Here is a 25,982-nt window from a genome sequence, read left to right on the forward strand (position 1 = left end):
CCGCCGGACGGGCTTTATTTTGCCCCCGCCGTCCTCAATCGCCGGGCAGGCAATTCAAGCCCGTCCGGCGATTGAGGACGGAACCGTTGCCGTGGGGCCGGCACTCCACCGCACCCCGCACCCCGCACCCCGCACACTGAATACCGCACGAACGCCCACGAAGCGTGCACCACCCGCATCGCCCGAAGAAAGGCACTCCACATGAGCAGCAACGAAACGCCGCGCGGCCCCGTCGACTCCTCCCGCGTCCCGCGGTACGCCGGTCCCGCGACGTTCGCGCGGCTGCCCCGGCTCGACGAGGTCGGCACCGCCGATGTCGCCGTCGTCGGCGTGCCTTTCGACACAGGTGTCTCCTACCGCCCCGGCGCCCGTTTCGGTGGCAACGCGATCCGTGAGGCGTCGCGCCTGCTGCGCCCCTACAACCCGGCGCAGGACGCGTCGCCGTTCGCCCTCGCGCAGGTCGCCGACGCAGGTGACATCGCCGCCAACCCGTTCAACATCAACGAGGCGGTCGAGACGATCGAGGCCGCGGCCGACGACCTCCTCGGCACCGGCGCCCGCATGATGACGCTCGGCGGCGACCACACCATCGCGCTCCCGCTGCTGCGCTCCGTCGCGAAGAAGCACGGCCCGGTCGCCCTGCTCCACTTCGACGCCCACCTCGACACGTGGGACACCTACTTCGGCGCCGAGTACACCCACGGAACCCCGTTCCGCCGGGCCGTCGAGGAGGGCATCCTCGACACGTCCGCGCTCTCCCACGTCGGTACCCGCGGCCCGCTGTACGGCAAGCAGGACCTCGACGACGACGCCAAGATGGGCTTCGGCATCGTCACCTCCGCCGACGTCATGCGCCGCGGCGTCGACGAGATCGCCGACCAGCTGCGCCAGCGCATCGGCGACCGCCCGCTGTACATCTCCATCGACATCGACGTCCTGGACCCGGCGCACGCGCCCGGCACCGGCACCCCCGAGGCGGGCGGCCTCACCTCCCGCGAGCTCCTCGAGATCGTCCGCGGCCTGTCCTCCTGCAACCTGGTCTCCGCCGACCTGGTCGAGGTCGCCCCCGCGTACGACCACGCGGAGATCACCTCCGTCGCCGCCTCCCACACCGCGTACGAGCTGACGACGATCATGTCCCGCCAGATCGCGGCGGCGAAGGGGACTCAGGGCAAGTGACCCACGACCACCACGACGAGCGCCCGCAGCTCACCCCCGAGCAGATCGCGGCCGCACTCAATCCGACCGCCGGACGCAACGGCGGTGACCTCGTCGTCGAGACCCTCCAGGGCCTCGGCGCGACCACCGTCTTCGGGCTGCCCGGTCAGCACGCGCTGGGCATGTTCGACGCGCTGCGCCGCTCCTCCCTCTCGTACGTCGGGCTGCGCGTCGAGAACAACGCGGGCTTCGCCGCCGACGCGTACGGCCGGATCACCGGAGAAGTGGCGCCGCTGCTGCTCTCCACCGGGCCGGGCGCACTCACCTCCCTCGCCGCGCTCCAGGAGGCGGCGGCCGCGTCCGCCCCCGTGCTGGCCATCTCCAGCCAGATCCCGACCGCGGGTCTGGGCGGCGGCCGCCACGGCTATCTGCACGAGCTCCGGGACCAGAAGGCGTCGTTCCGCGACATCGTGAAGTCGGTCCACACGGTCCGTACGGCGTCGCAGATCCCGTCAGCGATCGCCGCCGCGTGGGAGTCCGCGCTGACGGCCCCGCACGGGCCGGTCTGGATCGAGATCCCGCAGGACGTACTCCTGGCCGAGACGACCCTGCCCGCCGTCACGCCGATGGACGCCACCCCGCGCCCCCTGCACCCGCGTCCCGAACTGACCGCCGTGGCAGCGCACCTGCTGTCGAACGCCGAGCGTCCGGCGATCATCGCGGGCGGCGGAGTCGTACGCTCCGACGCGTCCGGCAAACTGCTCGCCCTCGCGGAGAAGATCGACGCCCCGGTCGTCACCACCTTCGGCGGCAAGGGAGCGTTCCCCTGGGAGCACCCCCTCTCGCTCCAGTCCTGGCTGGAGGACCGCCACACGACGGACTTCCTCGAAGCGGCGGACGTCCTGCTGGTCATCGGCTCCGGACTCGGCGAACTCTCCTCGAACTACCACACGTTCAGCCCGCGCGGCCGGATCATCCAGATCGAGGCGGACGCCGGGAAGCTGGAGTCCAACCACCCCGCGCTCGGCATCCACGCCGACGCCCGCGAGGCCCTCGCCGACCTCCTCGAAGCGGTCGACCGCCGTGAGGACGAGGCGGCGGCGGACCGTGTGCGAACGGTCCTCGACGCAGTACGGACACGGATCGCCGGTCAGGACCTCACGCTGGAGCAGCAGCTCATCGCCTCGGTCCGCGAGGCGCTGCCCGACACGTCCCCCAGCTTCTGGGACATGACGATCCTCGCCTACTGGGCCTGGTCCGCCTTCGACGCCCGCCACCCGAACACGATGCACTCGGCGCAGGGCGCGGGCGGCCTCGGCTACGGCTTCCCGGCAGCGCTCGGCGCAGCCGCGGCCGACCGTACGAAGCCGGTCCTGGCGGTCTCCGGCGACGGTGGCGCGATGTACTCCATCGCGGAGCTGGCCACCGCCCGCCAGTACGACCTGCCGGTCACCTGGCTGATCGTCGACGACGGCGGCTACGGCATCCTGCGCGAGTACATGACGGGTGCGTTCGGCGAGGCCACGGCGACGGAACTGTCCCGCCCGGACTTCGTCGCCCTCGCCGAGTCTTTCGGCGTGCCGGCGGTCCGTACGACCCCGCAGACGCTCGCCGACGACCTGGCGAAGTCCTTTGCGGAGCCCGGCCCTTCGGTGGTCCTGCTTCCGGCACTGCTGAAGATGTTCGAGCCGACACATCTGTAGGCCGCGATCCCGCTAGGGTCCCGGGGCATGGACTCGGAACCTCCCCTCGTCCGCGAGGTCTTCCCCGACCTCGTGGACGAGTTGGTCGCCCTTCTCGAAGACGAAGAGGAGCGACATCTGGCGATCTGCGCGTGGGATCTTCGCCTCTTTGCGGAATGTCCCTGCACGGACGACTTCTGCCAGAGCTTCAGCACAGGGCCCCATCGGAGGGGGGAGCCGTACAGAGAGGGGCACCGCACCGTCATGCTCTCCCCGGCGGACGGCATGCTGCTGCTCGACGTGGTGCACGCCCGGATCATGTTCGTCGAGGTGCTCCTGCGGTCTCCGATGCCCGATCGGCGGCAAACCCCCTGAATACGCACCCGGCAGCCGGTGTCCCCGCGTCGGAATCCGGCCGTTCCGGCTGCGGCGCGTACAACTTTTCGACCAGTCGTGAGTCATCCCTGACAGGTGTGCAGGGGGCACACCGTACACATCACTCAGGGGGGACACGTCTCATGACGGACCAGCCTCGTATATCCCGCCGCGCGCGCACCGCGGTCTCCGTCGCACTCGCCGCGGGCATGCTCGCGCCCGTGACCCTCGCGGCCACGCCCGCCGCCGCCGCGACGCCGACCGTGAGCTGTACCTCCGGCAAGGCGGGACTCGCCGCCAAGCTGTCGACCGACATCGCCGCCGCCCTCAAGGGGCGCAGGTCGACCACGGCGATCGCGCTCTACGACCGGACCACCAAGACGTCCTGCACGATGCGGTCCACAAGCACGTACGACTCCGCGAGCGTCGTGAAGGCGACCGTCCTCGCGACGCTGCTCTGGGACAACAAGAAGCACAATCGCTATCTGACGCAGCGCGAGATCAACCTCGCCACCGCCATGATCACCAAGTCCGACAACAACGCGACCACCAGCCTGTGGAAGCAGCTCGGCGTGACCAAGGTGAAGGCGTTCCTGAAGGCCGCGGGAATGACGCACACCGTGCCCGGCTCCGGTGGCTACTGGGGGCTGACCCAGATCACCGCGCAGGACGAGCTGCGGCTGCTGACGCTGCTGACCGCCAAGAACTCCGTACTCAGCGACAACGCGCGCGCGTACGAGCTCGGCCTGATGCGCAAGGTCATCTCCTCGCAGCGCTGGGGAACGCCCGCCGGAGCCCCGTCCGGGGTGACCGTCCAGGTCAAGAACGGCTGGCTGCCGCGTGCCACGCACGGCTGGCGGGTGCACAGCATCGGTGCGTTCACCGGGAAGGGGCACGACTACGGCATCACCGTGCTCACCCAGGACAACAAGACGATGAACGACGGCATCAACACCATCCAGGCCGTCGCCCGCGCCATCCACAAGGACCTCAATCCGGCCGCCGCGACCAGGGCGACCGTCGCCCCGCCGGCCACGCCGCAGGAGGCGGTCCCGGCGGTGCCGGAGGCCCCTGCCGTGCCGATGCTGACGGCCACGCCCAGGTCGTAGGGCGCGCCCGAGCCGCGCCCCCACCCCCGGTGCGCTCCGTCGGACGATGTACGCCGGTCCTACTCCGATGGGATGGTCTTTGTAACAGCGGGATGAAATCCGCAGCTGATCGCGTTGGTGCCTTCCGGTAGAGCAGGCAGAACGGGAGGCACCGGTGACGGACGGGGACACGGACGCAGCACAGCAGGGCTGGGCGCGGCGACTGGGCGGTTACGCATGGCGCTATCGGCGCAATGTGCTGCTGGCGCTCGGTTCGTCGCTCGCCGGGATGGCCGTGCTGGCAGTCGTCCCGCTGATCACCAAGGTGATCATCGACGATGTCGTCGGCAACCACACCCGTTCCCTCGGCGTCTGGACCGGCCTCCTGATCGCCACCGCCGTGCTGGTGTACGTATCGACGTACATCCGCCGCTACTACGGCGGCCGGCTCGCCCTCGACGTACAGCACGATCTGCGCACCGACATGTACCGGACGCTCACCCGGCTCGACGGGAAGCGGCAGGACGAGCTGTCCACCGGGCAGGTCGTCGGGCGCGCCACCAGTGACCTGCAGCTGATCCAGGGGCTGCTGTTCATGCTCCCGATGACGATCGGGAACGTGCTGCTGTTCCTCATCTCCCTGGTGATCATGGCGTGGCTCTCGCCGCTGCTGACCGTCGTCGCGATCGCCGTCGCCCCCGCGCTCTGGTTCATCGCCCGCCGCTCCCGCTCCCGGCTCTTCCCCGCCACCTGGTACGCCCAGGGGCAGGCCGCCGCTGTCGCCGGAGTCGTCGACGGGGCGGTCTCCGGGGTCCGGGTCGTCAAGGGGTTCGGGCAGGAGGAGCAGGAGACCGGGAAGCTGCGCGAGGTCGGGCGGAAGCTGTTCGCCGGGCGGCTGCGCACGATCCGGCTGAACTCCAGGTACACCCCCGCCCTCCAGGCCGTCCCCGCGCTCGGCCAGGTCGCGATGCTGGCGCTCGGCGGCTGGCTCGCCACTCGCGGCGAGATCACTCTCGGTACGTTCGTCGCGTTCTCGACCTACCTCGCCCAGCTCGTCGGGCCGGTCCGGATGCTCGCCATGGTCCTCACCGTCGGGCAGCAGGCCCGCGCCGGTGTGGAGCGTGTCATCGAGCTGATCGACACCGAGCCGACCATGCAGGACGGCACGGTGGAGCTCCCCGCCGACGCCCCGGCGAGCGTCGAGTTCGACGACGTGCGGTTCGGGTATGACCCCGAGCGGCCGGTCCTCGACGGGTTCTCGCTGACCATCGAGCCCGGCGAGACCGTCGCCGTCGTCGGCGCCTCCGGCAGCGGCAAGTCCACCGTCTCCCTGCTGCTGCCCCGCTTCTACGACGTGGCGCACGGCGCCGTCCTGGTCGGCGGCCACGACGTCCGGGAGCTCACCCAGGACTCGCTGCGGGCCGCCATCGGCCTCGTACCGGAGGACAGCTTCCTCTTCTCCGACACGGTCCGCGCCAACATCGCGTACGGGCACCCGGACGCCACCCAGGAGCAGATCGAGCAGGCCGCCCGCGCCGCCCAGGCGGACGGGTTCATCGCCGATCTGCCGAACGGCTACGACACCAAGGTCGGCGAGCACGGGCTCACCCTCTCCGGCGGCCAGCGCCAGCGCGTCGCGCTCGCCCGCGCCATCCTCACCGACCCCCGGCTGCTCCTCCTCGACGACGCCACATCCGCCGTCGACGCCCGCGTCGAGCACGAGATCCACGAGGCCCTCGCCCAGGTCATGGAGGGGCGGACGACCCTCCTCATCGCCCACCGCCGCTCCACTCTCGGCCTCGCCGACCGCATCGCCGTACTCGACAAGGGCCGACTCGCCGACATCGGCACGCACGAGGAGCTGGAGCTCCGCTCCGCCCTCTACCGGCGTCTGCTCACCGACCCGGACGAGCTGGGCGGCACCTCCCCGGGCCACCAGCCGGTGATGGCCGACACGGCCGTCGAGGACAACCGGGCGCTCCAGGAGGAGCTGGAAGCCGATTTCGACGCCGAGCGCGGCATCAGCCCCGGACTCTGGGTCCGTAAGGAGGAGCCCCGCGACACCGGCGCGGCCGGCATGCCCGCCACGCCCGAGCTGCTCGCCCAGGTCGAGGCGCTTCCCCCGGCCACCGACACCCCCGGGATCGACGAGGCACGCGCCGTCCGGCGCGAGGAGTCCTACGGGCTTCGCCGGCTGCTGCGTGGCTTCGGGCTTCCGCTGGCGGTCAGCCTGGCGCTCGTCGCCGTCGACGCGGGCATGAGCCTGCTCCTGCCCGTACTGATCCGGCACGGCATCGACCAGGGCGTCACGCAGATGGCGACCGGTGCGGTCTGGGCGGCGTCCGTGCTCGCCCTGCTCGTCGTGCTGGTGCAGTGGGCGGCGCAGATCGGCGAGACCCGGATGACGGGCCGCACCGGAGAGCGGGTGCTCTACTCGCTCCGGCTGAAGATCTTCGCGCAGCTCCAGCGGCTCGGTCTCGACTACTACGAGCGCGAGCTCACCGGCCGCATCATGACCCGGATGACGACGGACGTGGACGCGCTGTCCACGTTCCTCCAGACCGGTCTGGTCACGGCCTTCGTCTCCGTCGTCACGTTCTTCGGCATCATGGGCGTGCTGCTCGTCCTCGACGTCCAGCTGGCGCTCGTCGTCTTCGCGACCCTGCCGGTGCTGGTCATCGGTACGTTCTTCTTCCGCCGCAAGAGCGTCAAGGCGTACGAGCTGGCCCGTGAGCGGATCAGCGTCGTCAACGCCGACCTCCAGGAGTCCGTCTCCGGGCTCCGGATCGTGCAGGCGTTCCGCCGCGAGAAGGACGGCGCGGAGCGGTTCGCCGACCGCAGCGACCACTACCGCGAGGCCCGGGTGCGCGGCCAGTGGCTGATCTCGGTCTACTTCCCGTTCGTGCAGCTGCTGTCGTCGGTGGCCGCGGCCGCCGTACTGATCGTCGGCGCGGGCCGCGTCGACAACGGCACGCTCACCACCGGCGCCCTCGTGGCGTATCTCCTCTACATCGACCTGTTCTTCGCGCCCGTGCAGCAGCTCTCGCAGGTCTTCGACGGCTACCAGCAGGCCACGGTCTCCCTCGGTCGCATCCAGGAACTCCTCCGGGAGCCGACCTCCACCGCCGACTCCGACGAGCCGCTGGACGTGCTGTCGCTGCGCGGCGAGATCGCGTTCGAGGACGTGACCTTCGCGTACGGCTCCGACGAGGAAGAGGCACTCACCGGCATCAACCTGCGGATCCCGGCCGGGCAGACCGTCGCGTTCGTCGGGGAGACCGGCGCCGGGAAGTCCACCCTGGTCAAGCTCGTCGCCCGGTTCTACGACCCGACGGGCGGCCGGGTCACGGCGGACGGCGCCGATCTGCGTCGCCTCGACCTCACCGCGTACCGGCACCGGCTCGGAGTCGTACCGCAGGAGGCGTACCTCTTCGCAGGTACGGTCCGGGACGCCATCGCGTACGGGCGGCCGGACGCCACCGACGCCCAGGTGGAGGCGGCGGCCCGGGCGGTCGGCGCGCACGACATGATCGCCACTCTGGACGGCGGCTATCTGCACGAGGTCGCCGAGCGGGGCCGCAACCTCTCGGCCGGCCAGCGCCAGCTGATCGCACTCGCCCGCGCCGAACTCGTCGACCCGGACGTCCTGTTGCTCGACGAGGCGACCGCCTCCCTGGACCTCGCCAGCGAGGCCCTGGTCAACCAGGCGACCGACCGGCTGACCGGCCGGCGCACCACTCTCGTCGTCGCCCACCGGCTGACCACGGCCGCCCGCGCCGACCGGGTCGTGGTGATGGACCACGGCCGGGTCGTCGAGGACGGCACGCATGACGAACTCCTCGCCAAGGAAGGGCATTACGCCGTGCTGTGGCGCACCTTCATCGGGGAGGACGAGCGGGCGGGAGTCTGAACCGCGGGTCTCAGCGGATGCCGGAGATCTTGCCGGTCTGCAGGTCCGACTGAACGGTCAGATACGTGTACACGGGGTGCTTGCCGCCGCTCCAGGTCAGCCGCACCTTCGACCAGGTGTGACCGGCGCCGCTGTCGCCCGCGGTGACCTGGAAGGCGAGCGGTGTGTTCTGGGCGCGGAGCACCCCGTCCGCGTGGTTGCGCGCCTCCCAGGTGCGCAGGTGTGAGCGGAACCCGGGCGTCAGGTAGAACGACCGGAGGGCGGTGGCGAGCTTGCCGCCGCCCTCGGCCGTGACCGCGTCGACATAGGCGCCGTAGAAGTGGGCAACCTGCTGATGGGCGGGGGTGGAGTGGGCGCTGCGCGTCTGCGTCGCGCGCGCCGGGGCCTGCGGCGCGGCAGCGGCTGCCGGGACCACGGAGGCGGCGGCGAGGAGAGCGGTCACGAGAAGGGTGCGGCCGACGCTGCGGCGGCCGCGCGGGCCGGGCGCTTTGCGGAGTTGGAGCACGACAGTTCCTACCTTTCGTACGACTCTGCCCTATTGGACCCATGGTGTGGGGGTTCGGTTGCGCGGGATGCGGAGCGCGCCGCATGCAACCTTCGGATGGCCCTTCGCGTCGTACGCATGTACGCGTATGAGCCGTGCGGGGGCGAGAGCGTTCGATGGGGTGAGGGAACTGCTGGGGAACAGGAATGGGAAAACCGCCGGAGGCGGCGGCACCGGACGACGGGTGCTGGTCCAGGCGTTCGTACTGGCGCTGGTGACCGCCGTCGGGCTGGTGCTCGGCGGTCCCGGGGCCGGCAGCGCCGACGCCGCATCGCCCTGCGGCGGGCGGCTCGCGAAGACCGTGACGTTCTCCACGGGTGAGGTGCGCATCTTCAGGAGCCGCTCCTACGCCTGCGCGATCACGGTCGCGAAGAAGCCGGGCCCGCGCCGCGAGATGTCCGTCATGATCCAGGCGCGCGGCGGCCGGCCCGTCGCCGACAGTGGCAGGTTCACCAAGCAGACCGGCCGGGTGACCGTCCACGCACTGCACCGATGTGTCCGGGCCGCGGGTTCCGTCGCCGGAAAATCCGGCGCCACGGGCTGGATACTCTGCTGATATTTCTGACGAAGTGACAGGAGGGGCTGGTCAGCCGGGTGTTGCACCGCTAGATTCGCGATGAATCTTGTGAATCCAGGTGAAATTCCCGGGGAGGGTGCATGCGCAAGGCGCTCAGAGGTTTCCTTTCGCTCGCGGTGCTCATAGGCACGGCGAGCGCGACGGGTGCCTCCGTCGGTACGGCCAGTGCCGCGGACGCGACCGCGATCCGGTCAGCCGGGTCCGACCGGTCCGCCGATGCGACCGCGGACATCAAGGACCGCATCCTGGCCATACCCGGGATGAGTCTGATCGAGGAGAAGCCGTACGCCGGCTACCGCTACTTCGTTCTCAACTACACCCAGCCGATCGACCACCGGCACCCGTCCAAGGGCACGTTCCAGCAGCGCATCACCCTGCTGCACAAGGACACCTCGCGCCCGACGGTCTTCTACACCAGCGGGTACAACGTCTCCACGAACCCCAGCCGCTCCGAGCCGACCCGGATCATCGACGGCAACCAGGTCTCGCTGGAGTACCGCTTCTTCACCCCGTCCCGTCCGGCTCCGGCCGACTGGTCGAAGCTCGACATCTGGCAGGCAGCCAGCGACCAGCACCGCGTCTTCACCGCGCTGAAGCAGATCTACTCCGAGAACTGGCTGAGCACCGGCGGTTCCAAGGGCGGCATGACCGCCACGTACTTCGAGCGCTTCTACCCGAAGGACATGGACGGCGTCGTCGCGTACGTCGCGCCGAACGACGTGGTCAACAAGGAGGACTCGGCGTACGACCGGTTCTTCGAGAACGTCGGCACGAAGGAGTGTCGCGACCGGCTCGAGGGTGTGCAGCGCGAGGCGCTGATCCGCCGCGAGCCGCTGGAGAAGAAGTACAAGGAGTACGCCGACACGAACGGCTACACCTTCAACACCGTCGGATCCCTCGACAAGGCGTACGAAGCCGTCGTCATGGACTACGTCTGGGCGTACTGGCAGTACAGCAAGCTCGCCGACTGCGACACCATCCCCGCCGATGCCAAGACCGCACCCGACCAGGCGATCTGGGACTCGATCGACACCATCTCGGGCTTCTCCGCCTACGTGGACCAGGGCCTGGAGAGGTACACGCCGTACTACTACCAGGCGGGCACCCAGCTCGGTTCGCCGGACATCAAGCAGCCGTGGCTCGGCAATCTCAGCCGCTACGGATACCAGCCGCCACGCACCTTCGTGCCGAGCTCCATCCCGATGACATTCCAGCCGTCGGCGATGCGGGACGTCGACACCTGGGTGAAGCACAACGCCACCCGGATGATGTGGGTGTACGGGGAGAACGACCCGTGGGGTGCGGAGCGCTTCCGCCTCGGCAACGGCGCCCATGACAGCCACGTCTACACGGTGGCCGGCGGCAACCACGGTTCCAATGTGGCCGGTCTCACCGCCGACGAGAAGGCGAAGGCGACCGCCGACATCCTCCGCTGGGCGGGCGTCGCCCCGGCCGCCGTGCAGTCGGACCCGGCCAAGGCGAAGCCGCTCGCGCCGTACGACGCGCGGCTCGACAAGCGGGACGTGACGAGCGAGCGCAGGCAGGGCCCCGCATTGCGGCCGTAGAAGGCCGGCACGGTGTGATGCGTGCCGGGTCCGAACCGTGCGGTTCGGACCCGGCACGCGCGCGTGGCCCGTCCGGTCAGTACGTCAGGCCGTAGCCGACCGGGTACAGCACCTGCGTCGGATCGTCCGCCCGTTGCACCGGCACCGGCAGTCGGCCCTCCGGTTCGGCGCGACCCGCGATCACCCGGGCCGCGGCGCGCAGTTCGACATCCGTCCAGGAGTACGCGGCCAGGCTCGCCGCGTGGGCGGGCAGCTGGGCGATGTCGTACGGGTTCCGGATCGCGATCGTGATCACCGGAACGCCGGTCGCCACGAGGGCGCTGACCAGGGTGCGCTGGGAGCTGGTCGCCGAGACGTTGTACGTCCCCACGATCACCGCGTCCTTGCCCTGCGCGGCCGCCACCGCCTCGGCGATCTTCGCCTGGCTGGGCGCGGTGCCGGTGGACAGTGCGGTCGCCGCGTACCCCAATTCGGTGAAGGCGCCGGCGAGGGTGGTGGTCGGCGGTCCGGTGGTGCCGGACGGGGAGGCGGGATCGGCGCCGACCACGAGGAGGTTCTTGTGGGAGCGGCGGGACAGCGGCAGCACCGCACCGGTGTTGGCCAGCAGCGTGGTGGTGTGCTCCGCGATCCGGTCGGCGGCGGCGAGGTGCGACCGGGTGCCGACGGCACGGTCCACGCCCTGGTGGCTGACGAACGGGTCGTCGAACAGCCCCAGCTTCGCCTTCAGCCGCAGGATGCGCAGGATCGATTCCTCGATCCTGGCCTCGCTGATCTCACCGCTCTTCACGGCCGCCAGAACGGCGTTCCAGGAGACGTCGAGGCTCGGCGGGTTCAACAGCTGGTCCACACCCGCCTGCAGGGCGAGGACGGGCACGCGGTCGTCGCCGTACTTCGTGCGCACCCCCTCCATGCCGAGCGAGTCGGTGACCACGACACCGTCGTAACCGAGCTCCTCGCGCAGGATGCCGGTGAGGATCGGCCGGGACAGGGTCGCCGGGTCCTCGGCGGCGTCGAGCGCGGGGACGACGATGTGCGCGGTCATGATCGCGTCGATGCCCGCGGCGATCGCGGCGCGGAACGGCGGTGCGTCCAGCTCGGCCCACTGGTCGCGGGAGTGGTGGATGTAGGGCAGACCGGAGTGGCTGTCGGTGTTGGTGTCGCCGTGGCCCGGGAAGTGCTTGGCCGTCGAGGCGATTCCGGCGCTCTGATACCCCTTCACCTGCGCGGCGACCATCCCGGCCACGGCCTGCGGATCGGCGCCGAAGGACCGTACGCCGATCACCGGGTTGGCCGGGTTGACGTTGACGTCGGAGTCCGGGGCGTAGTTCTGGTTGATGCCGATCGCGGCGAGCTCGGCGCCCGCGATCTGCCCGGCCCGGCGCGCGTCGGAACGCGAACCGCCCGCACCGAGTGCCATCGCACCCGGCATCAGCGTGGCGGGCTCGCCGACGCGGCAGACGATGCCGTGCTCCTGGTCGGTGGAGATCAGGAGCGGCAGGGGCGTGGGACCGGCGAGACCGGCGCGCTGGATGCCGTTGGAGAGGTCGGCGATCTGGTGCGGATCGCGGGTGTTGTGCGCCCAGGCGAAGTAGATGATGCCGCCGACGTGGTACTTGGCGATCATCTCGGCGGCGGTACGGACCCCGATCTCGGCCATGTTCGCGTTGATGTCGGCCTGGTCGGGCTCGGTGGCGGAGTGCCCGTACACCCGCATCACGAAGAGCTGGCCGACCTTCTCCTCCAGGCTCATCCGGGAGATGAGCTGCTTGAGGCGCTCGGTGCTGGAGGCGGAGGAGGCGAATGCCCCGGGGGCGGAGACCGCGCCGGTCGCAACCGCTGCGGCGGTCACGGCGGTGGCGGTGAGGAGGGTGCGTCTGGAGGTGCGGTGGTGCACGTGAGCTCCTTCGGCCGTACTCAGGGGAGAGGGGGCGGTGAAAGTAACTTCCAAAGGGCACGAATATCTAGAAAGTAACTTCCAGTCAAGGGGGCGACCCGATAATCGGCTCGGCGACGTGCGATCCGGCTCGGCCTGTTCGGTGCTCGAGGCAGGTCCATGGCCACAGGCCCGCACCCCCGAAGTCCCCCGCGGCCCCTGCGCCAAGCCCGCCCGCGCACCCCGCGCCTGAAGCGATTCCACCGCCACCGTGATCGCGGGCCGCCGGGCCGCCTCCGTGCGCCACAACGCGTACAGTCGCCGCACCGGTACGGGGTCCAGCGGCACCGCCACCACTCCCGCCGGCAGCGGTCCCCGCCCCAGCCGCGGGATCATCGCGACTCCGAGACCGGCGGCGAGCAGCGCCAGTTGGGTGTGGTTCTCCTCCGCCTGGTGCCGGATGTCCGGCTCGTAACCCGCCGCCCGCAGCGTCCGTACGAGCCAGTCGTGACAGACCGTCCCCGGCGGCTGGCAGATCCACCGCTCCTTCGCCAGCTCCTCGCGCCGTACCGCGTCCCGCCCGGCGAGGCGATGCCCCTCCGGCACCAGCAGATCGCACCGGTCGTCGCCGATCACCGCCTGCGCGATGCCCTCGGGGGCGGGCAACGGTGCGATGTCCCAGTCGTGCGCGACAGCGAGATCGATCACGCCCTTGGCCACCAGATCGACCGACAGATGAGGGTCGACCTCGGTCAGCCGCACGTCCAGGGCGGGGTGGTCCCGGTCCAGCTCGGCCAGCACGCCGGGCAGCAGGCCGCGCGCCGCAGACGCGAAGGCGCCGATCGACAGCCGCCCCGTCGGCAGCCCCCGGCGCTCCTCCAGCGTCGTCTCGGCGCGCTCCACGATCGCCAGCAACTGCTGGGCGGTGGCGGCGAGATGGAGCGCCTCCTCGGTGAGCGCGACACCGCGCCCGCGCCGCTCCAGCAGCGTCGTGCGGGTCTCCCGCTCCAGCTTCGTGATCTGCTGGGAGACCGCCGACGGGGTGTAGCCGAGCGCGGCCGCGGCGCCCGCTACGGACCCGTGGACGGAGATGGCGTGCAGTGCGCGCAGCCGGGACAGATCGAGCACCGGAACCTCCCGGACCTTCCTGATTCATTAGCAACGCTCAATTTCACCATGAAGAAATCCGTGCTGGTGCTACATGGTCCCGGCGGGTGATCCTCGCTCCATGCGTCCCCTTCACATCGCCCTGGCCGCCCTGGTGGCTGCCGTCTGGGGCGTCAATTTCGTCGTCATCGAGGTCGGCCTCGGGCACTTCCCGCCGCTGCTCTTCTCCGCCCTCCGCTTCCTGGTCGCGGCGCTGCCCGCGGTCTTCTTCGTTGGGCGGCCCAAGGTCGCGTGGAAGTGGATCGTGGGCGTCGGGCTGGTCCTGGGCGTGGCGAAGTTCGGTCTGCTGTTCATCGGCATGGACCGCGGAATGCCCGCCGGTCTGTCCTCCCTGGTGCTCCAGGTCCAGGCGGTCTTCACGGCCCTCTTCGCGGCCGTGACGCTCGGCGAACGGCCGGGCGGAGCGAGGATGTCGGGGATGGGGATCGCGCTGGCCGGTATCGGGGTCGCGGCGGTGGACGAGGGCGCGAGCGGCCCCGTGCTCGCCTTCGTGCTGGTGATCGTGGCGGCGGCCTGCTGGGGTGTGTCGAACGTCCTGACCCGCAAGGCCGCCCCGCCCGACTCCCTCAACTTCATGGTCTGGGTCTCGACCGTGCCCGTCCTGCCGCTGCTCGGCCTCTCCCTCCTCTTCGAGGGCTGGGACCGCGACGCCGACGCGCTGGCCGCACTGGACTGGAGCGGCGTCGGCATCATCGTCTACGTCGCCTGGATCACCACGGTCTTCGGCTTCGGGGCGTGGGGTTTCCTGCTGCGCCATCACCCGGCGTCGTCCGTGGCCCCGTTCACCCTGCTCGTCCCGGTCTTCGGGATGTCCTCGGCCGCGCTGTTCCTCGGCGAGTCGGTGAGCCCGCTGCGGTGGTGCGCTGCGGCGCTGCTGGTGGGCGGGGTGGCGCTCACGTCACTGGCGGGGGCGCGGCGGACGCGGTCCGCGGAGACGCCGGAACCGCAGCCCGCGCGCGCCTGAACCGGCCGGCCGCTACTGCTTGGGCGCGCCCAGTCGGAGCAAGTGCTCCCGTCCCGCACTCAGCAGCCCGGGCAGCTCGGCCGCGTGCGGGTGCCAGCGCTTCTCGTACTCCCAGCAGACCCAGCTGTCCGCGTCCAGCGTGTCCAGGCAGGCACCCAGCGGCAGCACCCCGGCCCCGAGCGCCAACGGTTCGGTGTCCTCCGCCGACGCGATGTCCTTGACCTGTACGTATCCCAGATGCGGGGCGAGCACCGCATGGCTCGCGACCGGCTCCTCGCCCGCCAGCCAGGTGTGCATGATGTCCCACAGCGCACCGACCTGCCGGTGTCCGACCGTCCCGACGATCCGGGCCACGTCGGCACCGGCCCGGTGCGAGTCATGGGTCTCGAGCAGGATCCGTACGCCCAGGTCGGCGGCGTAGGGGGCGGCGGCGCCCAGCCGGCGGGCGGCGTTCGCGTCGGCCACCTCCGGGTCCAGCCCGCCGCCACCGGGGAAGACCCGGACGTGGGAGGCGCCGAGGTCCCGCGCCAGCTCCACCAGCCCGGCGAGCTCGTCCAGCATCGGCTGGTCGTCCCCCTCGGCGGCGACCCGGACGTACCCGGCGACGGTCAGGATCTCGACGCCGCCCTTCTTGAACTCCTCGGCCACGTCGGCGCGTTCGGCCGAGGAGAGTCCCGGGTGCACCGGCTCCTCGGGGTGGGCACGCAGCTCCACCCCCTGGTAGCCGTGGTCGACGGCGAGCCGGATGACGTCGGCGATCGGCATCCCCGGTACTCCGAGGGTCGAGAAAGCGAGCTTCACGTGAGTGTTCCTTCCGTCGGTACCTGCCCCTGCGCCGTACGGACCGGACAGCGGCCCGCACATCATCGGCCCACGGCACGCGGTACGGGTACCCCGGACCGGGGAACGGAACCCGGACGCGTCACTTCCGCGGCGGCGCCGTCGACCCCCGCACCATCAGCTCCGCCGCGATCGTCGCGATGCCTCCGGGCGGCGGGGTCTCCTTGCCCATCGCCAGCCGGCCGGCCCGCGCCCCTGCCTCGAACAGCGGCAGCCGTACGGTCGTCAGGGCCGGGACCGCGTCCACCGAGAACGGCAGGTCGTCGAAACCGGCCACGGAGATGTCCTCGGGGATACGCAGACCGCGGTCCCGGATCGCCGCGCTCGCGCCCAGGGCCACGGTGTCGTTGGCGGCGACGATCGCCGTCACCTCCGGTTCGCGGCGCAGGAGTTCGAGCGTCGCGTCGTAACCTGACCGGCGGTCGTACGGACCGTGGACGGTGAGACGATCCTCGTCCAGGGCGGTCGCGAGAGGCCCTTCCACGGTCGTGTCGTCCCCGTACAGGCCCGCCGCCACCATCGCGTCGCGGTGCCCTTCCAGCCGGTGGCGCGTCGTCGTCCGCTCCACCGGGCCCGCGACATAGCCGATCCGCCGGTGGCCGAGCGTCAGCAGGTGTTCGGTGAGGCGTCGGCCGCCGCCCCGGTTGTCGAAGGCGAGCGCCGCCACGACCGCTTCGCCCTCGGGCAGCGGGGGCCGCCCGCACAGCACCACCCTGGTCCCGGCGTCCGCGAGTTTCGCCAGCTTCGCCGCCATCGCCGCCTGGTGCGCCGGGTCCTCCACCGCGCCGCCGGTGAGAATGACGGCCGCGGCGCGCTGACGCTGGAGCAGGGTGAGGTAGGTCAGTTCGCGTGCGGGGGAGCCACCGGTGTTGCAGACGACGGCGAGCTTCTCGCCCCCGGCCCGCCCAGAGCCGTCGCCCGGCCCGCCGATCTCGGTCTGCGCCGCCCCGGCCATGATCCCGAAGAACGGGTCGGCGATGTCGTTGACCAGGATGCCGACCAGGTCGGACGTGGCGGCGGCGAGCGAGCTGGCCGGTCCGTTGAGTACGTAGTCCAGGTCGTCCACCGCGCGCAGCACCCGCTCCCGGGTGGACGCCGCCACCGGGTAGTTGCCGTTGAGCACGCGCGACACGGTGGCGGGCGACACCCGGGCGCGAGCCGCCACGTCCGCGAGGGTGACTGTCATCGCTTCCTCCGAGGGTTTTGGACGGAGCCCTCTTGTCCGGGCCGCTGTCGGCAGGCTAGCGTCATACCGCATAGAAAGCGCTTGCTACGGCTGTATGGAGGGAACTTCGTGACACGCAGGACAGTGCGCATCGCCATGAACGGCGTCACGGGTCGCATGGGATACCGGCAGCACCTGGTGCGTTCGATCCTCGCGATCCGCGAGCAGGGCGGCCTCGACCTCGGCGGCGGCGAGGTGCTGTGGCCCGAGCCCGTCCTCGTCGGCCGCCGCGCCCATGCGCTGGAGGAACTCGCCGACCGGCACGGTCTGGCCGAGTGGTCGACCGACCTCGACGCGGTCCTCGCGGACGACACCATCGACATCTACTTCGACGCCCAGGTCACCTCGGCCCGCGTCGAAGCGATCAAGAAGGCGATCGCCGCGGGCAAGCACATCTACACCGAGAAGCCCACCGCGACGGACGTCGAGGGCGCCCTGGAGCTGGCCCGCCTCGCCAAGGACGCCGGGATCAAGCACGGCGTCGTCCAGGACAAGATCTTCCTGCCGGGCCTGCTGAAGCTGAAGCGCCTCATCGACGGCGGCTTCTTCGGCGAGATCCTCTCCGTGCGCGGCGAGTTCGGCTACTGGGTCTTCGAGGGCGACTGGCAGGAGGCCCAGCGCCCCTCCTGGAACTACCGTGCCGAGGACGGCGGCGGCATCGTCGTCGACATGTTCCCGCACTGGGAGTACGTGCTCCACGAGCTGTTCGGCCAGGTCAAGACCGTTCAGGCGCACGTCCGGACGCACATCCCGCAGCGCTGGGACGAGCAGGGCAAGCCGTACGCCGCGACCGCCGACGACGCCGCCTACGGCATCTTCCAGCTGGCCGGTGGCGCCGTCGCCCAGATCAACTCCTCCTGGACCGTCCGCGTCAACCGCGACGAACTCGTCGAGTTCCAGGTCGACGGAACGCACGGCTCCGCCGTTGCCGGGCTGCGCAACTGCCGCGTCCAGCACCGCTCGGCCACCCCCAAGCCGGTCTGGAACCCCGACCTCCCGGTCACCGAGTCGTTCCGCGACCAGTGGCAGGAAGTCCCCGACAACGCCGCCTTCGACAACGGCTTCAAGGCCCAGTGGGAGCTCTTCCTGCGCCACATCGTGCTCGACGAGCCGTACACCTGGGACCTGATGGCCGGCGCCCGAGGTGTCCAGCTCGCCGAGCTCGGGCTCAAGTCCTCCGCCGAGGGTCGACGCCTGGACGTACCGGAGCTGACGCTGTGACGATCCATCTCCCGCAGGGCCCGTACGAACCCCGAACCACCCCGCTCGACCTCGCACCGTCCGGGGCTCCGCTCGCCTCCCGTACGGTCTTCTCCGCCGCCCACGTCGTCGCCGACCCGTACGCCGACATCAGCCCCGACGACCCCGCGGCCGTCGACTGGGACGCCACCCTCGCCTTCCGCCGCCATCTGTGGTCGCACGGCCTCGGCGTCGCCGAAGCCATGGACACCGCCCAGCGCGGCATGGGTCTGGACTGGGCCGGCGCCGCCGAACTCATCCGCCGCTCCGCCGCCGAGGCAAAGGCCGTCGGCGGCCGGATCGCATGCGGCGTCGGCACCGACCAGCTCCCCGCAGGGCCCGCCACGCTCGCCGAGGTGAAGGCCGCGTACGAGGAGCAGCTCACCCTCGTCGAGGAGAGCGGTGCCCAGGCCATCCTGATGGCGTCCCGCGCCCTCGCCGCCGCGGCGAACGGCCCCGAGGACTACCTGGAGACGTACGCACACCTGCTGCGCCAGGCCTCGGAGCCGGTCGTCCTGCACTGGCTCGGCCCGATGTTCGACCCCGCGCTGGAGGGCTACTGGGGCTCATCGGACCTCGACGCCGCCACCGACACCTTCCTGAAGGTCATCGCCGAACACCCCGACAAGGTCGACGGCATCAAGATCTCGCTCCTCGACGCCGAGCGCGAGATCGACGTACGCCGCCGTCTTCCCGGCGGGGTCCGCTGCTACACCGGCGACGACTTCAACTACCCCGAGCTGATCGCGGGCGACGACCGGGGCTTCAGCCACGCCCTGCTCGGCATCTTCGACCCGCTCGGCCCGTTGGCCGCCCACGCGGTACGCGTCCTGGACACCGGGGACGTGAAGGGCTTCCGCGAACTCCTCGACCCCACGGTCGAGCTGTCCCGGCACCTCTTCCAGGCTCCCACTCGCTTCTACAAGACGGGCGTGGTCTTCCTCGCCTGGCTGGCCGGCCACCAGGACCACTTCACGATGGTCGGCGGCCTCCAGTCCGCCCGCTCACTGCCCCACCTGGCGAAGGCGTACGAACTCGCCGACCGGCTCGGCCTGTTCCCCGACCCGGAGCTGGCCGAATCCCGGATGCGCGCCCTGCTCACGGTCGACGGAGGTGTCCGGTGACGGACGTGTCGCGTCTGAGCATCAACCAGGAGACCATCAAGCAGTGGTCGCTGCCCGAGCTCACCGAGGGCTGCGTCAAGGCGGGTATCGACAAGGTCGGCCTGTGGCGGGGCCCTGTCCAGGAGTACGGAGTCGAGCGCACCGCGCAGCTCCTGAAGGACGCGGGCCTGACCGTCACCAGCCTCTGCCGGGGCGGCTTCTTCACCGCGCTCGACCCGGCCGAACGGGCCCGAGCCCTGGACGACAACCGCGCGGCGATCGACGAGGCGGCGGCCCTGTCCACCGACACCCTGGTCCTGGTCTCCGGCGGTCTCCCGCCCGGCAGCCGTGATCTCCACGGCGCCCGCGAACGCATCGCGGAAGCGCTTGCCGAGCTGGGCCCGTATGCGCAGGAACGCGGTGTACGCCTGGCGATCGAACCGCTGCACCCGATGTTCGCTTCGGACCGCTGCGTCGTCTCCACCCTGTCCCAGGCCCTGGACATCGCGGAGCGCTTCCCGGCGGAGCAGGTCGGTGTGGTCGTCGACACGTACCACATCTGGTGGGACGACCAGGCGGCCGCACAGATCGCGAGGGCGGGGGAGGGCGGCCGTATCCACTCGTTCCAGCTGGCGGACTGGATCACCCCGCTCCCGGCGGGCGTACTCGTCGGACGGGGTCAACTCGGCGACGGGAGCGTCGACTTCCGCGCATTCCGCGCGATGGTCGAGGCCACCGGATTCGACGGAGCGATCGAGGTGGAGATCTTCAACGAGGACCTGTGGGCGCGCGACGGCACCGAAGTCCTTGCGGAGGTCGCGGCGCGGTACGTCGAGCACGCCTGCTGAGAGCGGATTCGAAGCGGCGGGTAAAGACATCGCAAAGGGACGCAACCCTTCCGCGCCCTGCCGGGTCGTATCTTGCGTCGGGCGCTTCCGGGAGGGATCCGGGGGGATCGGGAAGCCCTGACGGAGGGGGAAAGCGAGAGGGGTCCGGTCTTCTGACCGGACCCCATTTCGTCTTACCGGGACCGTCTCGTACGACTCCTGCGGCCGGTCGGACCGGACCGGGCCGGCTCGGTAGCCGCCGAGATCGGTTTCATCGCAAGCTGATCAGTAGGCCGAGTTGACGTTGTCGATCGAGCCGTAGCGGTGGGCCGCGTAGTTGCAGGCGGCGGTGATGTTGGCGACCGGGTCGTAGATGTTCCACGAGGTGCCGGGGACGTGGTACGCCTTGAAGGTCGGGTCTATGACCTGGAGCAGACCCTTGGACGGGATGCCCTTGGCGGCATTCGAGTCCCAGTTGTTGATGGCGTTGGGGTTGCCGGAGGACTCGCGCATCAGGTTCTTGTAGATGCCGTTGTAGGAGCCCGGGATGCCCTGCGCCCGCATGATCTCCAGTGACTGGTTGATCCAGGTGTTGACGCTGCCGCCGGCCTGGGCGGGGGTGGCGGCCGAGGCGGCCGGGGCGCTGACGAGGGAACCGGCGACGACTGCGGCGCCGGCGGCGGCCATGCCCAGCGAGATCTTCTTGGTCTGGGCCATGTGAGCGAACTTCTTGGACATCGCGGAGATCTGCATCGGAAATTACCTCTTCCGTGGGGATGCCAAGAATTCTTAAACGGAGTTCAAGTTCCGGTCAATGACCCTCATTACTATCGAGATACGTACAGGGAACCGGCAAGAGTGTCCGAAATGGCCGTAAACGGGCCGCGAGAGAGGCTCTTTGCCCTACTAAGTCGTATCATGGTGACGCATACCATATCGCCCACGTCACACGACAGAAGTATTAAATCCTCCCAAAACGGACACGGATATATGGCCCTGCATCAACCCAGGAGCCCTCTATTCGCTTCGCCACGCGTAATGAATAAAAAGCGCAATGCAATGAAGGCGTGGTCGGCCCATTCAAAGCGGCCAGCGAGCCCGAGGGGGTAGGCGCCGAGCCTCTCCGGACCATCCGGCCCGTCTGAAGCAGCCGACTGCGGATCTGCCTGGCCCCGTAATGCGAGCGGGGGTGACTCACCGGCTGCCGGGTGGCGTCAGGGGCTACCTGGGCCAGGGGCGCCGAGCCGGACCGAGCCGGCGCCGCGGCACGGGTCCCGGTGGGTCACCACCGGTCGCCGACACGCACCTTGTCCCACCGGCTCTTGGATATGCACAGCTCGTGCGCGTCGTCGTCCAGCTCGATCTGCCAGCACGCCGGATGCCGGTGCGAGACACGGTGGGTGCCGGTCCGCACCGTTCGGCACGACTTCTTGGTCTTGCCGTTGCTCCGGGACGTGGTGCACTGCCTCTTCGTGACCGGCTCGGTCTTCCACGTGGTGCGGGCCGACTTGTACTCCTTCTCGGTTACGGTGCCGTGCACTTTGCTGCTGCCGCAGGAGGCCAGTAGCAGTACGGTCACGGACACCGCCGCCAGGGCGGCGATCCGGCGGAAAGGCATGGGCAGTCCTCTGCGGCAAAGGGGGTGATGCCGGGCCGGGTCGGGAATCTGGCGACGGCGCTGGTCAGCGCAGCATCATAGGGACGGCTGCCTGCGCGCCACCAGACCGTCCGGCGGAACGACGGTCGCTCCCCGGCGAGCCGGGCGTCCTCGAGCGTGGGTGCCGGAAGCTCCAGCCCGGCCTGCGCCTACGCGGAGCGTGGCGCGGTGGGATTCGCCGTCACCAGGACGAGCGGAACGCCGTCACAGGGCCGTAGTTGGAGTCCGTCGTGTTCGATGCCGGTGGTCCGGCCGGTCAGTACCGTCGCGAAAATCGGGTCCTTGGCGAGTGAGCCGACCAGGTGGTGGGGGTCGGTGGAGGCGGCGACCCGGCCGCGCGCGTTCACCAGGCGGGCGGGTTCCGGCAGGCGTTGGAGCAGGGGCATGACGACCGCTTCGAAGCGCCGCAGGTAGACGTCGGCAGCCGTAACTCCCATGAAGCGTCCTCCGACCGTCACCGGTGCGGAGAGAGTGAGGCTGTATTCGTCGGAGCAGAGGTAGTCGACGTACGGCCCGGCGACGGCCCGCTGCCCGGTGTCGCGGGGCAGGGTGTACCAGTCCCAGTGGGTGTAGTCGGAGTAGGGCGAGCGCTCCGGGTCCAGGTCGAGCAACAGCGGATGCACGGACCCGTCCACGGCGGTCTGCCACCACTCGAGCCACGCCGGTACGTCGTCGAGCAGTCCTGGCGCCGCGACGAAGCCGAGCCCCGAGACCAGTTCGTACTGGGCGAGGCGGGCATGCAGGCCGGGGCGGAGCGCGGCCAGATCGGCCGAGACCGGACGGCGGCCGCCCGCGACGGCCGGGGCGAGCACCGCCTCGGTGTCCGCAGCAGTCCTGGCCACGGCGTCGAAGACTCCTTCGAGCGCGTCCCGGACACGGGCGGCCGCGTCGGCGACGGTCGTCTCGTCACGTAGGACCGGTCCGGCCTCGCTTGCGAGACGGGGACTGCTGCCCATCGGGGGCCTCCTTCGGACGTGGACCGCGCGCACCGCCGGCAGAGCCGAGGCGGAGTTCGATCAGGCGCGCCATGGAGGCCTGCACGCATTGTTCGGCCAGGGCCCTGGCACGGTCATCCGCCCCATCATGCACGGCCGAGATTACGGCGCGGTGACGATCCACGGAGTCCTTGAGATGCTCGTCCTCGGCGAGCGGGAGGCGCAGCAGCGCCCCCAGTTGGGTCTGGAGAGTGACCTCTTCCCTGGTCAGCCGGGCGGACTGGGCGGCCGCGGCCAGCTCGACATGGAAGCGCCCGACGATGCGACTGCGTGCCCCGGAGTCCTTGGCGTCCACCAACTCTCCCAGAGACCTGCGCAGTTGCCGCAGATCATCGGGCTCGGTGCGCTGGGCCGCGAGCCGGGCGGCGGTCCCGGACACGGCCGCCCAGTGGTCGGCGAGATCGCGGAGTTCCTCGGTGCTCCACTCGGCGAGACGGGCCAGGAGCCGGTCCTCCGCGGGGCCGTCGGGCACGGTGACGAAGCTGCCTCCGCCACGCCCTCTGCGGGTGGTGACCAGCCCCTGCTGCCGCAGCGCCATCAGGGCTTCCCGCAAGGTCACGGTGGAGACGCCGAGCTGGGCCGCAAGGTCGGTCTCGCCGGGGAGCTGCTCGCCGTCGGCGAGCAGCCCGAGGTCGATGGCGTCACCGAGCCGCCGCACGACGGCGTCCACGCGGGCCAGGGTGTCGACGGGTGTGAAGACGACTCTGCGGGCGCCGGGTTTGTCTCGGTTCACGATCACCACCTTGCCAGTTGGCACAGCCTTTACCTTAGCGGGGCCTTGAAATTAGAACTATGACTTCATATGTTTACGGCCAACTCCCGACAGCACCAGAAAGGTTCCCGCCCATGGAGGGAATGGCCATTCGGCTGCAGAACCTGCGCAAGACGTTCGGCAGGACAGAGGCCGTGGCCGGAGTCGAACTGGAGATCGCGGACGGCGAGTTCTTCTCGATGCTGGGACCGTCCGGCTCCGGCAAGACCACGGTGCTCCGGATGATCGCCGGGTTCGAGGCCCCCACCAGCGGAACCGTCGAGCTCGCGGGCTCCGATGTCACCCGCCTGGCGCCCTTCGAGCGCGACGTGCACACCGTCTTCCAGGACTACGCGCTCTTCCCGCACATGACCGTGGAGCAGAACGTCGCCTACAGCCTCAAGGTCCGCAAAGTGCCCAAGCCCGAGCGTCTGAAGCAGGCCAGGGAGGCTCTGGCGAGCGTACGTCTCGCGGACTTCGGCACCCGTCGCCCGTCCCAGCTCTCCGGAGGCCAGCGCCAGCGCGTGGCGCTGGCCCGCGCCCTGGTCGGACGGCCGAAGGTGCTGCTGCTCGACGAGCCGCTGGGCGCCCTCGACCTCAAGCTGCGCGAGCAGATGCAGGTCGAGCTCAAGGCGATCCAGCGCGAGGTCGGCATCACCTTCGTCTTCGTCACCCACGACCAGGAGGAGGCGCTGACGATGAGCGACCGGATCGCGGTCTTCAACCAGGGGCGCGTCGAGCAGGTCGGCACTCCGGCCCAGATATACGAACGTCCCGCCACGCCGTTCGTCGCCGGCTTCGTCGGCACGTCGAACCTGCTGACCGACGACGCCGCGGAGCAGGTCGTGGGCGACCGGGCGACGTACAGCATCCGGCCGGAGAAGATCCGCGTACTCAAGGAATCAGCACTCGCCGACGAGCCGCGGCACTCCCGCGCCACCGGCACCGTCGCGGAGGTCGTCTACCTGGGGGACGCCACCCGCTTCCTGGTGGACCTCGACGCGGGCGGCCGGCTCACCGCCCTCCAGCAGAACCTGGAGACCTCGTCCGAGGACGTCGCCGCCTTCCGCGGCTCCCGGGTCACGCTCCAGTGGCACCAAAGGCACAACTTCAAGGTCCCTGGGTCCCGGTGACCGCGCGGACACGCGCAACACAACCTCCGGGCCCCTGAAGCCCGGTGACCGTACACACCCGCACAACCCTTCCCCGCCCTTTCCCCCTTCCGTGGAGATCCCTGTGCGTCTGAACCGAACGTCCCGAGCAGCGGCCGCGCTCGGCGCCCTGCTCCTTGCCGCCGCCTGCGGTTCTTCGGACACCGCCGGGACGTCGCCCGGCGGCGCCTTCACCCCGCCGAAGCTCGCCGCGCAGAAGTCCCTCGGCAAGACGGAGGGGCAGGTGAACCTGATCGCCTGGGCGGGCTACGCCGAGGACGGCTCGAACGACCCGAAGGTCGACTGGGTCACCGACTTCGAGAAGCAGACCGGCTGTCAGGTCAACACCAAGACCGCGGGCACCTCCGACGAGATGGTCAGCCTGATGAAGACCGGCCAGTACGACGCGGTCTCGGCCTCCGGCGACGCGTCGCTGCGCCTGATCGCGTCCGGCGACGCCGCACCCGTCAACACCAAGCTGGTACCCAACTACAAGGACGTCTTCTCCGGGCTCAAGGACCAGCAGTGGAACTCGGTCAAGGGTGTCTCCTACGGCATCCCGCACGGCCGGGGCGCCAATCTCCTGATGTACAACACGAAGAACGTCTCCCCGGCACCCGACTCCTGGTCCGCGGTCTTCGACAAGTCCTCGGCGCACAAGGGGAAGGTCACGGCGTACGACTCGCCCATCTACATCGCGGACGCCGCCCTGTACCTGATGAAGAGCAAGCCGTCCCTCGGCATCAAGGACCCGTACGCCCTGGACCAGAAGCAGTTCGACGCCGCGGTCGCCCTGCTCAAGGAGCAGAACGCGAACGTCGGCGAGTACTGGAGCGACTACCTCAAGGAGGTCTCCGCCTTCAAGAGCGGTGACTCCGTGGTCGGCACCAGCTGGCAGGTCATCCTGAACACCGCCCAGGCCGAGAATGTCCCGGTCAAGGCCGTCCTTCCCAAGGAGGGCGCCACCGGCTGGTCCGACACCTGGATGATCTCCGCGAAGGCGAAGCACCCGAACTGCGCCTACAAGTGGATGGACTGGATCGTCTCCCCGAAGGTGAACGCCCAGGTCGCCGAGTACTTCGGCGAGGCCCCCTCCAACGCCGAGGCCTGTGCGGAGACCGCCGACAAGAACCACTGCACCACGTATCACGCGGCCGACGAGTCGTACTGGAAGCAGGTTCACTTCTGGACCACGCCCATCCCGCAGTGCGTGGACGGACGCACGGACACCACGTGCGTGCCGTACGCCAAGTGGGTCCAGGCCTGGACCGGGATCAAGGGCTGAGGTTTA

General features: G+C 70.1%; 21 protein-coding genes and 1 pseudogene. 13 read left to right on the forward strand and 9 right to left on the reverse strand.

Annotation, left to right across the window (positions count from 1 at the left end):
* Positions 1 to 201 precede the first annotated feature (201 nt).
* From speB to OG395_RS33435, 5 genes are all read left to right on the forward strand, one after another.
* Positions 202 to 1,179 (forward strand): agmatinase, encoded by a 978-nt coding sequence (gene speB, locus OG395_RS33415; RefSeq protein ID WP_266985424.1) that lies wholly within the window; start codon positions 202 to 204, stop codon positions 1,177 to 1,179.
* Entirely contained in the window at positions 1,176 to 2,861 is a 1,686-nt protein-coding gene (locus tag OG395_RS33420) for a thiamine pyrophosphate-binding protein (RefSeq protein WP_327246240.1), read from the forward strand. The genes speB and OG395_RS33420 overlap by 4 nt, the downstream gene beginning before the upstream one ends.
* Before the next feature lie 27 nt (positions 2,862 to 2,888).
* On the forward strand, positions 2,889 to 3,215 hold the full coding sequence (locus OG395_RS33425) for a hypothetical protein (protein ID WP_327246241.1): 327 nt from the start codon (positions 2,889 to 2,891) through the stop codon (positions 3,213 to 3,215).
* Between the two features lie 209 nt (positions 3,216 to 3,424).
* Complete coding sequence (locus OG395_RS33430; protein WP_442818781.1) at positions 3,425 to 4,324, forward strand: serine hydrolase; 900 nt, start codon at positions 3,425 to 3,427, stop codon at positions 4,322 to 4,324.
* 154 nt (positions 4,325 to 4,478) lie between these two features.
* Positions 4,479 to 8,213 carry an ABC transporter ATP-binding protein gene (locus OG395_RS33435; protein ID WP_327246243.1) on the forward strand — a complete coding sequence of 1,245 codons (3,735 nt, stop codon included), beginning with the start codon at positions 4,479 to 4,481 and terminating at the stop codon, positions 8,211 to 8,213.
* Positions 8,214 to 8,223: 10 nt separating this feature from the next.
* Here the strand turns inward: OG395_RS33435 and OG395_RS33440 are convergent, their stop codons facing one another.
* Positions 8,224 to 8,718 (reverse strand): hypothetical protein, encoded by a 495-nt coding sequence (locus tag OG395_RS33440; protein WP_327246244.1) that lies wholly within the window; start codon positions 8,716 to 8,718, stop codon positions 8,224 to 8,226.
* A gap of 160 nt (positions 8,719 to 8,878) precedes the next feature.
* On the opposite strand from OG395_RS33440, the gene OG395_RS33445 reads away from it, so the two are divergent.
* Together OG395_RS33445 and OG395_RS33450 are read left to right on the forward strand one after the other, a co-directional pair.
* On the forward strand, positions 8,879 to 9,313 hold the full coding sequence (locus OG395_RS33445) for a hypothetical protein (RefSeq protein WP_442818626.1): 435 nt from the start codon (positions 8,879 to 8,881) through the stop codon (positions 9,311 to 9,313).
* A 101-nt stretch (positions 9,314 to 9,414) separates the two neighbouring features.
* On the forward strand, positions 9,415 to 10,899 hold the full coding sequence (locus OG395_RS33450) for a S28 family serine protease (protein WP_327246245.1): 1,485 nt from the start codon (positions 9,415 to 9,417) through the stop codon (positions 10,897 to 10,899).
* A 76-nt stretch (positions 10,900 to 10,975) separates the two neighbouring features.
* Here OG395_RS33450 and OG395_RS33455 read toward each other — a convergent pair whose 3' ends face one another.
* Both OG395_RS33455 and OG395_RS33460 read right to left on the reverse strand, forming a co-directional pair.
* A complete protein-coding gene (locus OG395_RS33455; RefSeq protein ID WP_327249534.1) occupies positions 10,976 to 12,793 on the reverse strand; it encodes a glycoside hydrolase family 3 protein in 1,818 nt (605 codons plus the stop codon).
* A gap of 234 nt (positions 12,794 to 13,027) precedes the next feature.
* Positions 13,028 to 13,900 (reverse strand): annotated as a pseudogene (locus tag OG395_RS33460) (LysR family transcriptional regulator); the annotation flags it as partial.
* Positions 13,901 to 14,000: 100 nt separating this feature from the next.
* Here OG395_RS33460 and OG395_RS33465 point away from each other — a divergent pair.
* Positions 14,001 to 14,903, forward strand: a complete 903-nt coding sequence (locus OG395_RS33465; RefSeq protein ID WP_327246246.1) for an EamA family transporter — start codon at positions 14,001 to 14,003, stop codon at positions 14,901 to 14,903.
* 12 nt (positions 14,904 to 14,915) lie between these two features.
* Here OG395_RS33465 and OG395_RS33470 read toward each other — a convergent pair whose 3' ends face one another.
* Both OG395_RS33470 and OG395_RS33475 read right to left on the reverse strand, forming a co-directional pair.
* Positions 14,916 to 15,704: a sugar phosphate isomerase/epimerase family protein gene (locus OG395_RS33470; RefSeq protein WP_327246247.1), complete on the reverse strand. Its 789-nt coding sequence runs from the start codon at positions 15,702 to 15,704 to the stop codon at positions 14,916 to 14,918.
* A 121-nt stretch (positions 15,705 to 15,825) separates the two neighbouring features.
* Complete coding sequence (locus OG395_RS33475; protein ID WP_327246248.1) at positions 15,826 to 16,929, reverse strand: LacI family DNA-binding transcriptional regulator; 1,104 nt, start codon at positions 16,927 to 16,929, stop codon at positions 15,826 to 15,828.
* 108 nt (positions 16,930 to 17,037) lie between these two features.
* On the opposite strand from OG395_RS33475, the gene OG395_RS33480 reads away from it, so the two are divergent.
* Genes OG395_RS33480 through OG395_RS33490 form a run of 3 tightly spaced genes read left to right on the forward strand, consistent with a single transcriptional unit; the run spans position 17,038 to position 20,158 of the window.
* Complete coding sequence (locus OG395_RS33480; protein ID WP_327246249.1) at positions 17,038 to 18,189, forward strand: Gfo/Idh/MocA family protein; 1,152 nt, start codon at positions 17,038 to 17,040, stop codon at positions 18,187 to 18,189.
* Positions 18,186 to 19,331 (forward strand): dihydrodipicolinate synthase family protein, encoded by a 1,146-nt coding sequence (locus tag OG395_RS33485; protein WP_327246250.1) that lies wholly within the window; start codon positions 18,186 to 18,188, stop codon positions 19,329 to 19,331. The genes OG395_RS33480 and OG395_RS33485 overlap by 4 nt, the downstream gene beginning before the upstream one ends.
* Positions 19,328 to 20,158 carry a sugar phosphate isomerase/epimerase family protein gene (locus OG395_RS33490; RefSeq protein WP_327246251.1) on the forward strand — a complete coding sequence of 277 codons (831 nt, stop codon included), beginning with the start codon at positions 19,328 to 19,330 and terminating at the stop codon, positions 20,156 to 20,158. Before OG395_RS33485 ends, OG395_RS33490 begins: the two co-directional genes overlap by 4 nt.
* Before the next feature lie 264 nt (positions 20,159 to 20,422).
* Here the strand turns inward: OG395_RS33490 and OG395_RS33495 are convergent, their stop codons facing one another.
* From OG395_RS33495 to OG395_RS33510, 4 genes are all read right to left on the reverse strand, one after another.
* Entirely contained in the window at positions 20,423 to 20,890 is a 468-nt protein-coding gene (locus OG395_RS33495) for a transglycosylase SLT domain-containing protein (protein ID WP_327246252.1), read from the reverse strand.
* A 529-nt stretch (positions 20,891 to 21,419) separates the two neighbouring features.
* Positions 21,420 to 21,755, reverse strand: a complete 336-nt coding sequence (locus OG395_RS33500; protein ID WP_327246253.1) for a hypothetical protein — start codon at positions 21,753 to 21,755, stop codon at positions 21,420 to 21,422.
* A 188-nt stretch (positions 21,756 to 21,943) separates the two neighbouring features.
* Complete coding sequence (locus OG395_RS33505) at positions 21,944 to 22,750, reverse strand: cache domain-containing protein (RefSeq protein WP_327246254.1); 807 nt, start codon at positions 22,748 to 22,750, stop codon at positions 21,944 to 21,946.
* Positions 22,701 to 23,522: a FadR/GntR family transcriptional regulator gene (locus OG395_RS33510; protein WP_327246255.1), complete on the reverse strand. Its 822-nt coding sequence runs from the start codon at positions 23,520 to 23,522 to the stop codon at positions 22,701 to 22,703. The genes OG395_RS33505 and OG395_RS33510 overlap by 50 nt, the downstream gene beginning before the upstream one ends.
* 113 nt (positions 23,523 to 23,635) lie before the next feature.
* On the opposite strand from OG395_RS33510, the gene OG395_RS33515 reads away from it, so the two are divergent.
* Together OG395_RS33515 and OG395_RS33520 are read left to right on the forward strand one after the other, a co-directional pair.
* Positions 23,636 to 24,673, forward strand: a complete 1,038-nt coding sequence (locus OG395_RS33515) for an ABC transporter ATP-binding protein (RefSeq protein ID WP_327246256.1) — start codon at positions 23,636 to 23,638, stop codon at positions 24,671 to 24,673.
* Between the two features lie 103 nt (positions 24,674 to 24,776).
* A complete protein-coding gene (locus OG395_RS33520) occupies positions 24,777 to 25,976 on the forward strand; it encodes an ABC transporter substrate-binding protein (protein ID WP_327246257.1) in 1,200 nt (399 codons plus the stop codon).
* Positions 25,977 to 25,982 lie beyond the last annotated feature (6 nt).

Source organism: Streptomyces sp. NBC_01320 (genome assembly GCF_035974375.1).
Taxonomy (GTDB): Bacteria; Actinomycetota; Actinomycetes; order Streptomycetales; family Streptomycetaceae; genus Streptomyces; species Streptomyces yanii.

Coding starts and splice junctions, on each gene's coding strand:
- OG395_RS33475 (WP_327246248.1), bottom strand. CDS start 16,929: ATGACAGTCACCCTCGCGGACGTGGCGGCTCGCGCCCGGGTGTCGCCC.
- OG395_RS33430 (WP_442818781.1), top strand. CDS start 3,425: ATGCTCGCGCCCGTGACCCTCGCGGCCACGCCCGCCGCCGCCGCGACG.
- OG395_RS33465 (WP_327246246.1), top strand. CDS start 14,001: ATGCGTCCCCTTCACATCGCCCTGGCCGCCCTGGTGGCTGCCGTCTGG.
- OG395_RS33425 (WP_327246241.1), top strand. CDS start 2,889: ATGGACTCGGAACCTCCCCTCGTCCGCGAGGTCTTCCCCGACCTCGTG.
- OG395_RS33515 (WP_327246256.1), top strand. CDS start 23,636: ATGGAGGGAATGGCCATTCGGCTGCAGAACCTGCGCAAGACGTTCGGC.
- OG395_RS33450 (WP_327246245.1), top strand. CDS start 9,415: ATGCGCAAGGCGCTCAGAGGTTTCCTTTCGCTCGCGGTGCTCATAGGC.
- OG395_RS33505 (WP_327246254.1), bottom strand. CDS start 22,750: ATGGGCAGCAGTCCCCGTCTCGCAAGCGAGGCCGGACCGGTCCTACGT.
- speB (WP_266985424.1), top strand. CDS start 202: ATGAGCAGCAACGAAACGCCGCGCGGCCCCGTCGACTCCTCCCGCGTC.
- OG395_RS33495 (WP_327246252.1), bottom strand. CDS start 20,890: ATGCAGATCTCCGCGATGTCCAAGAAGTTCGCTCACATGGCCCAGACC.
- OG395_RS33500 (WP_327246253.1), bottom strand. CDS start 21,755: ATGCCTTTCCGCCGGATCGCCGCCCTGGCGGCGGTGTCCGTGACCGTA.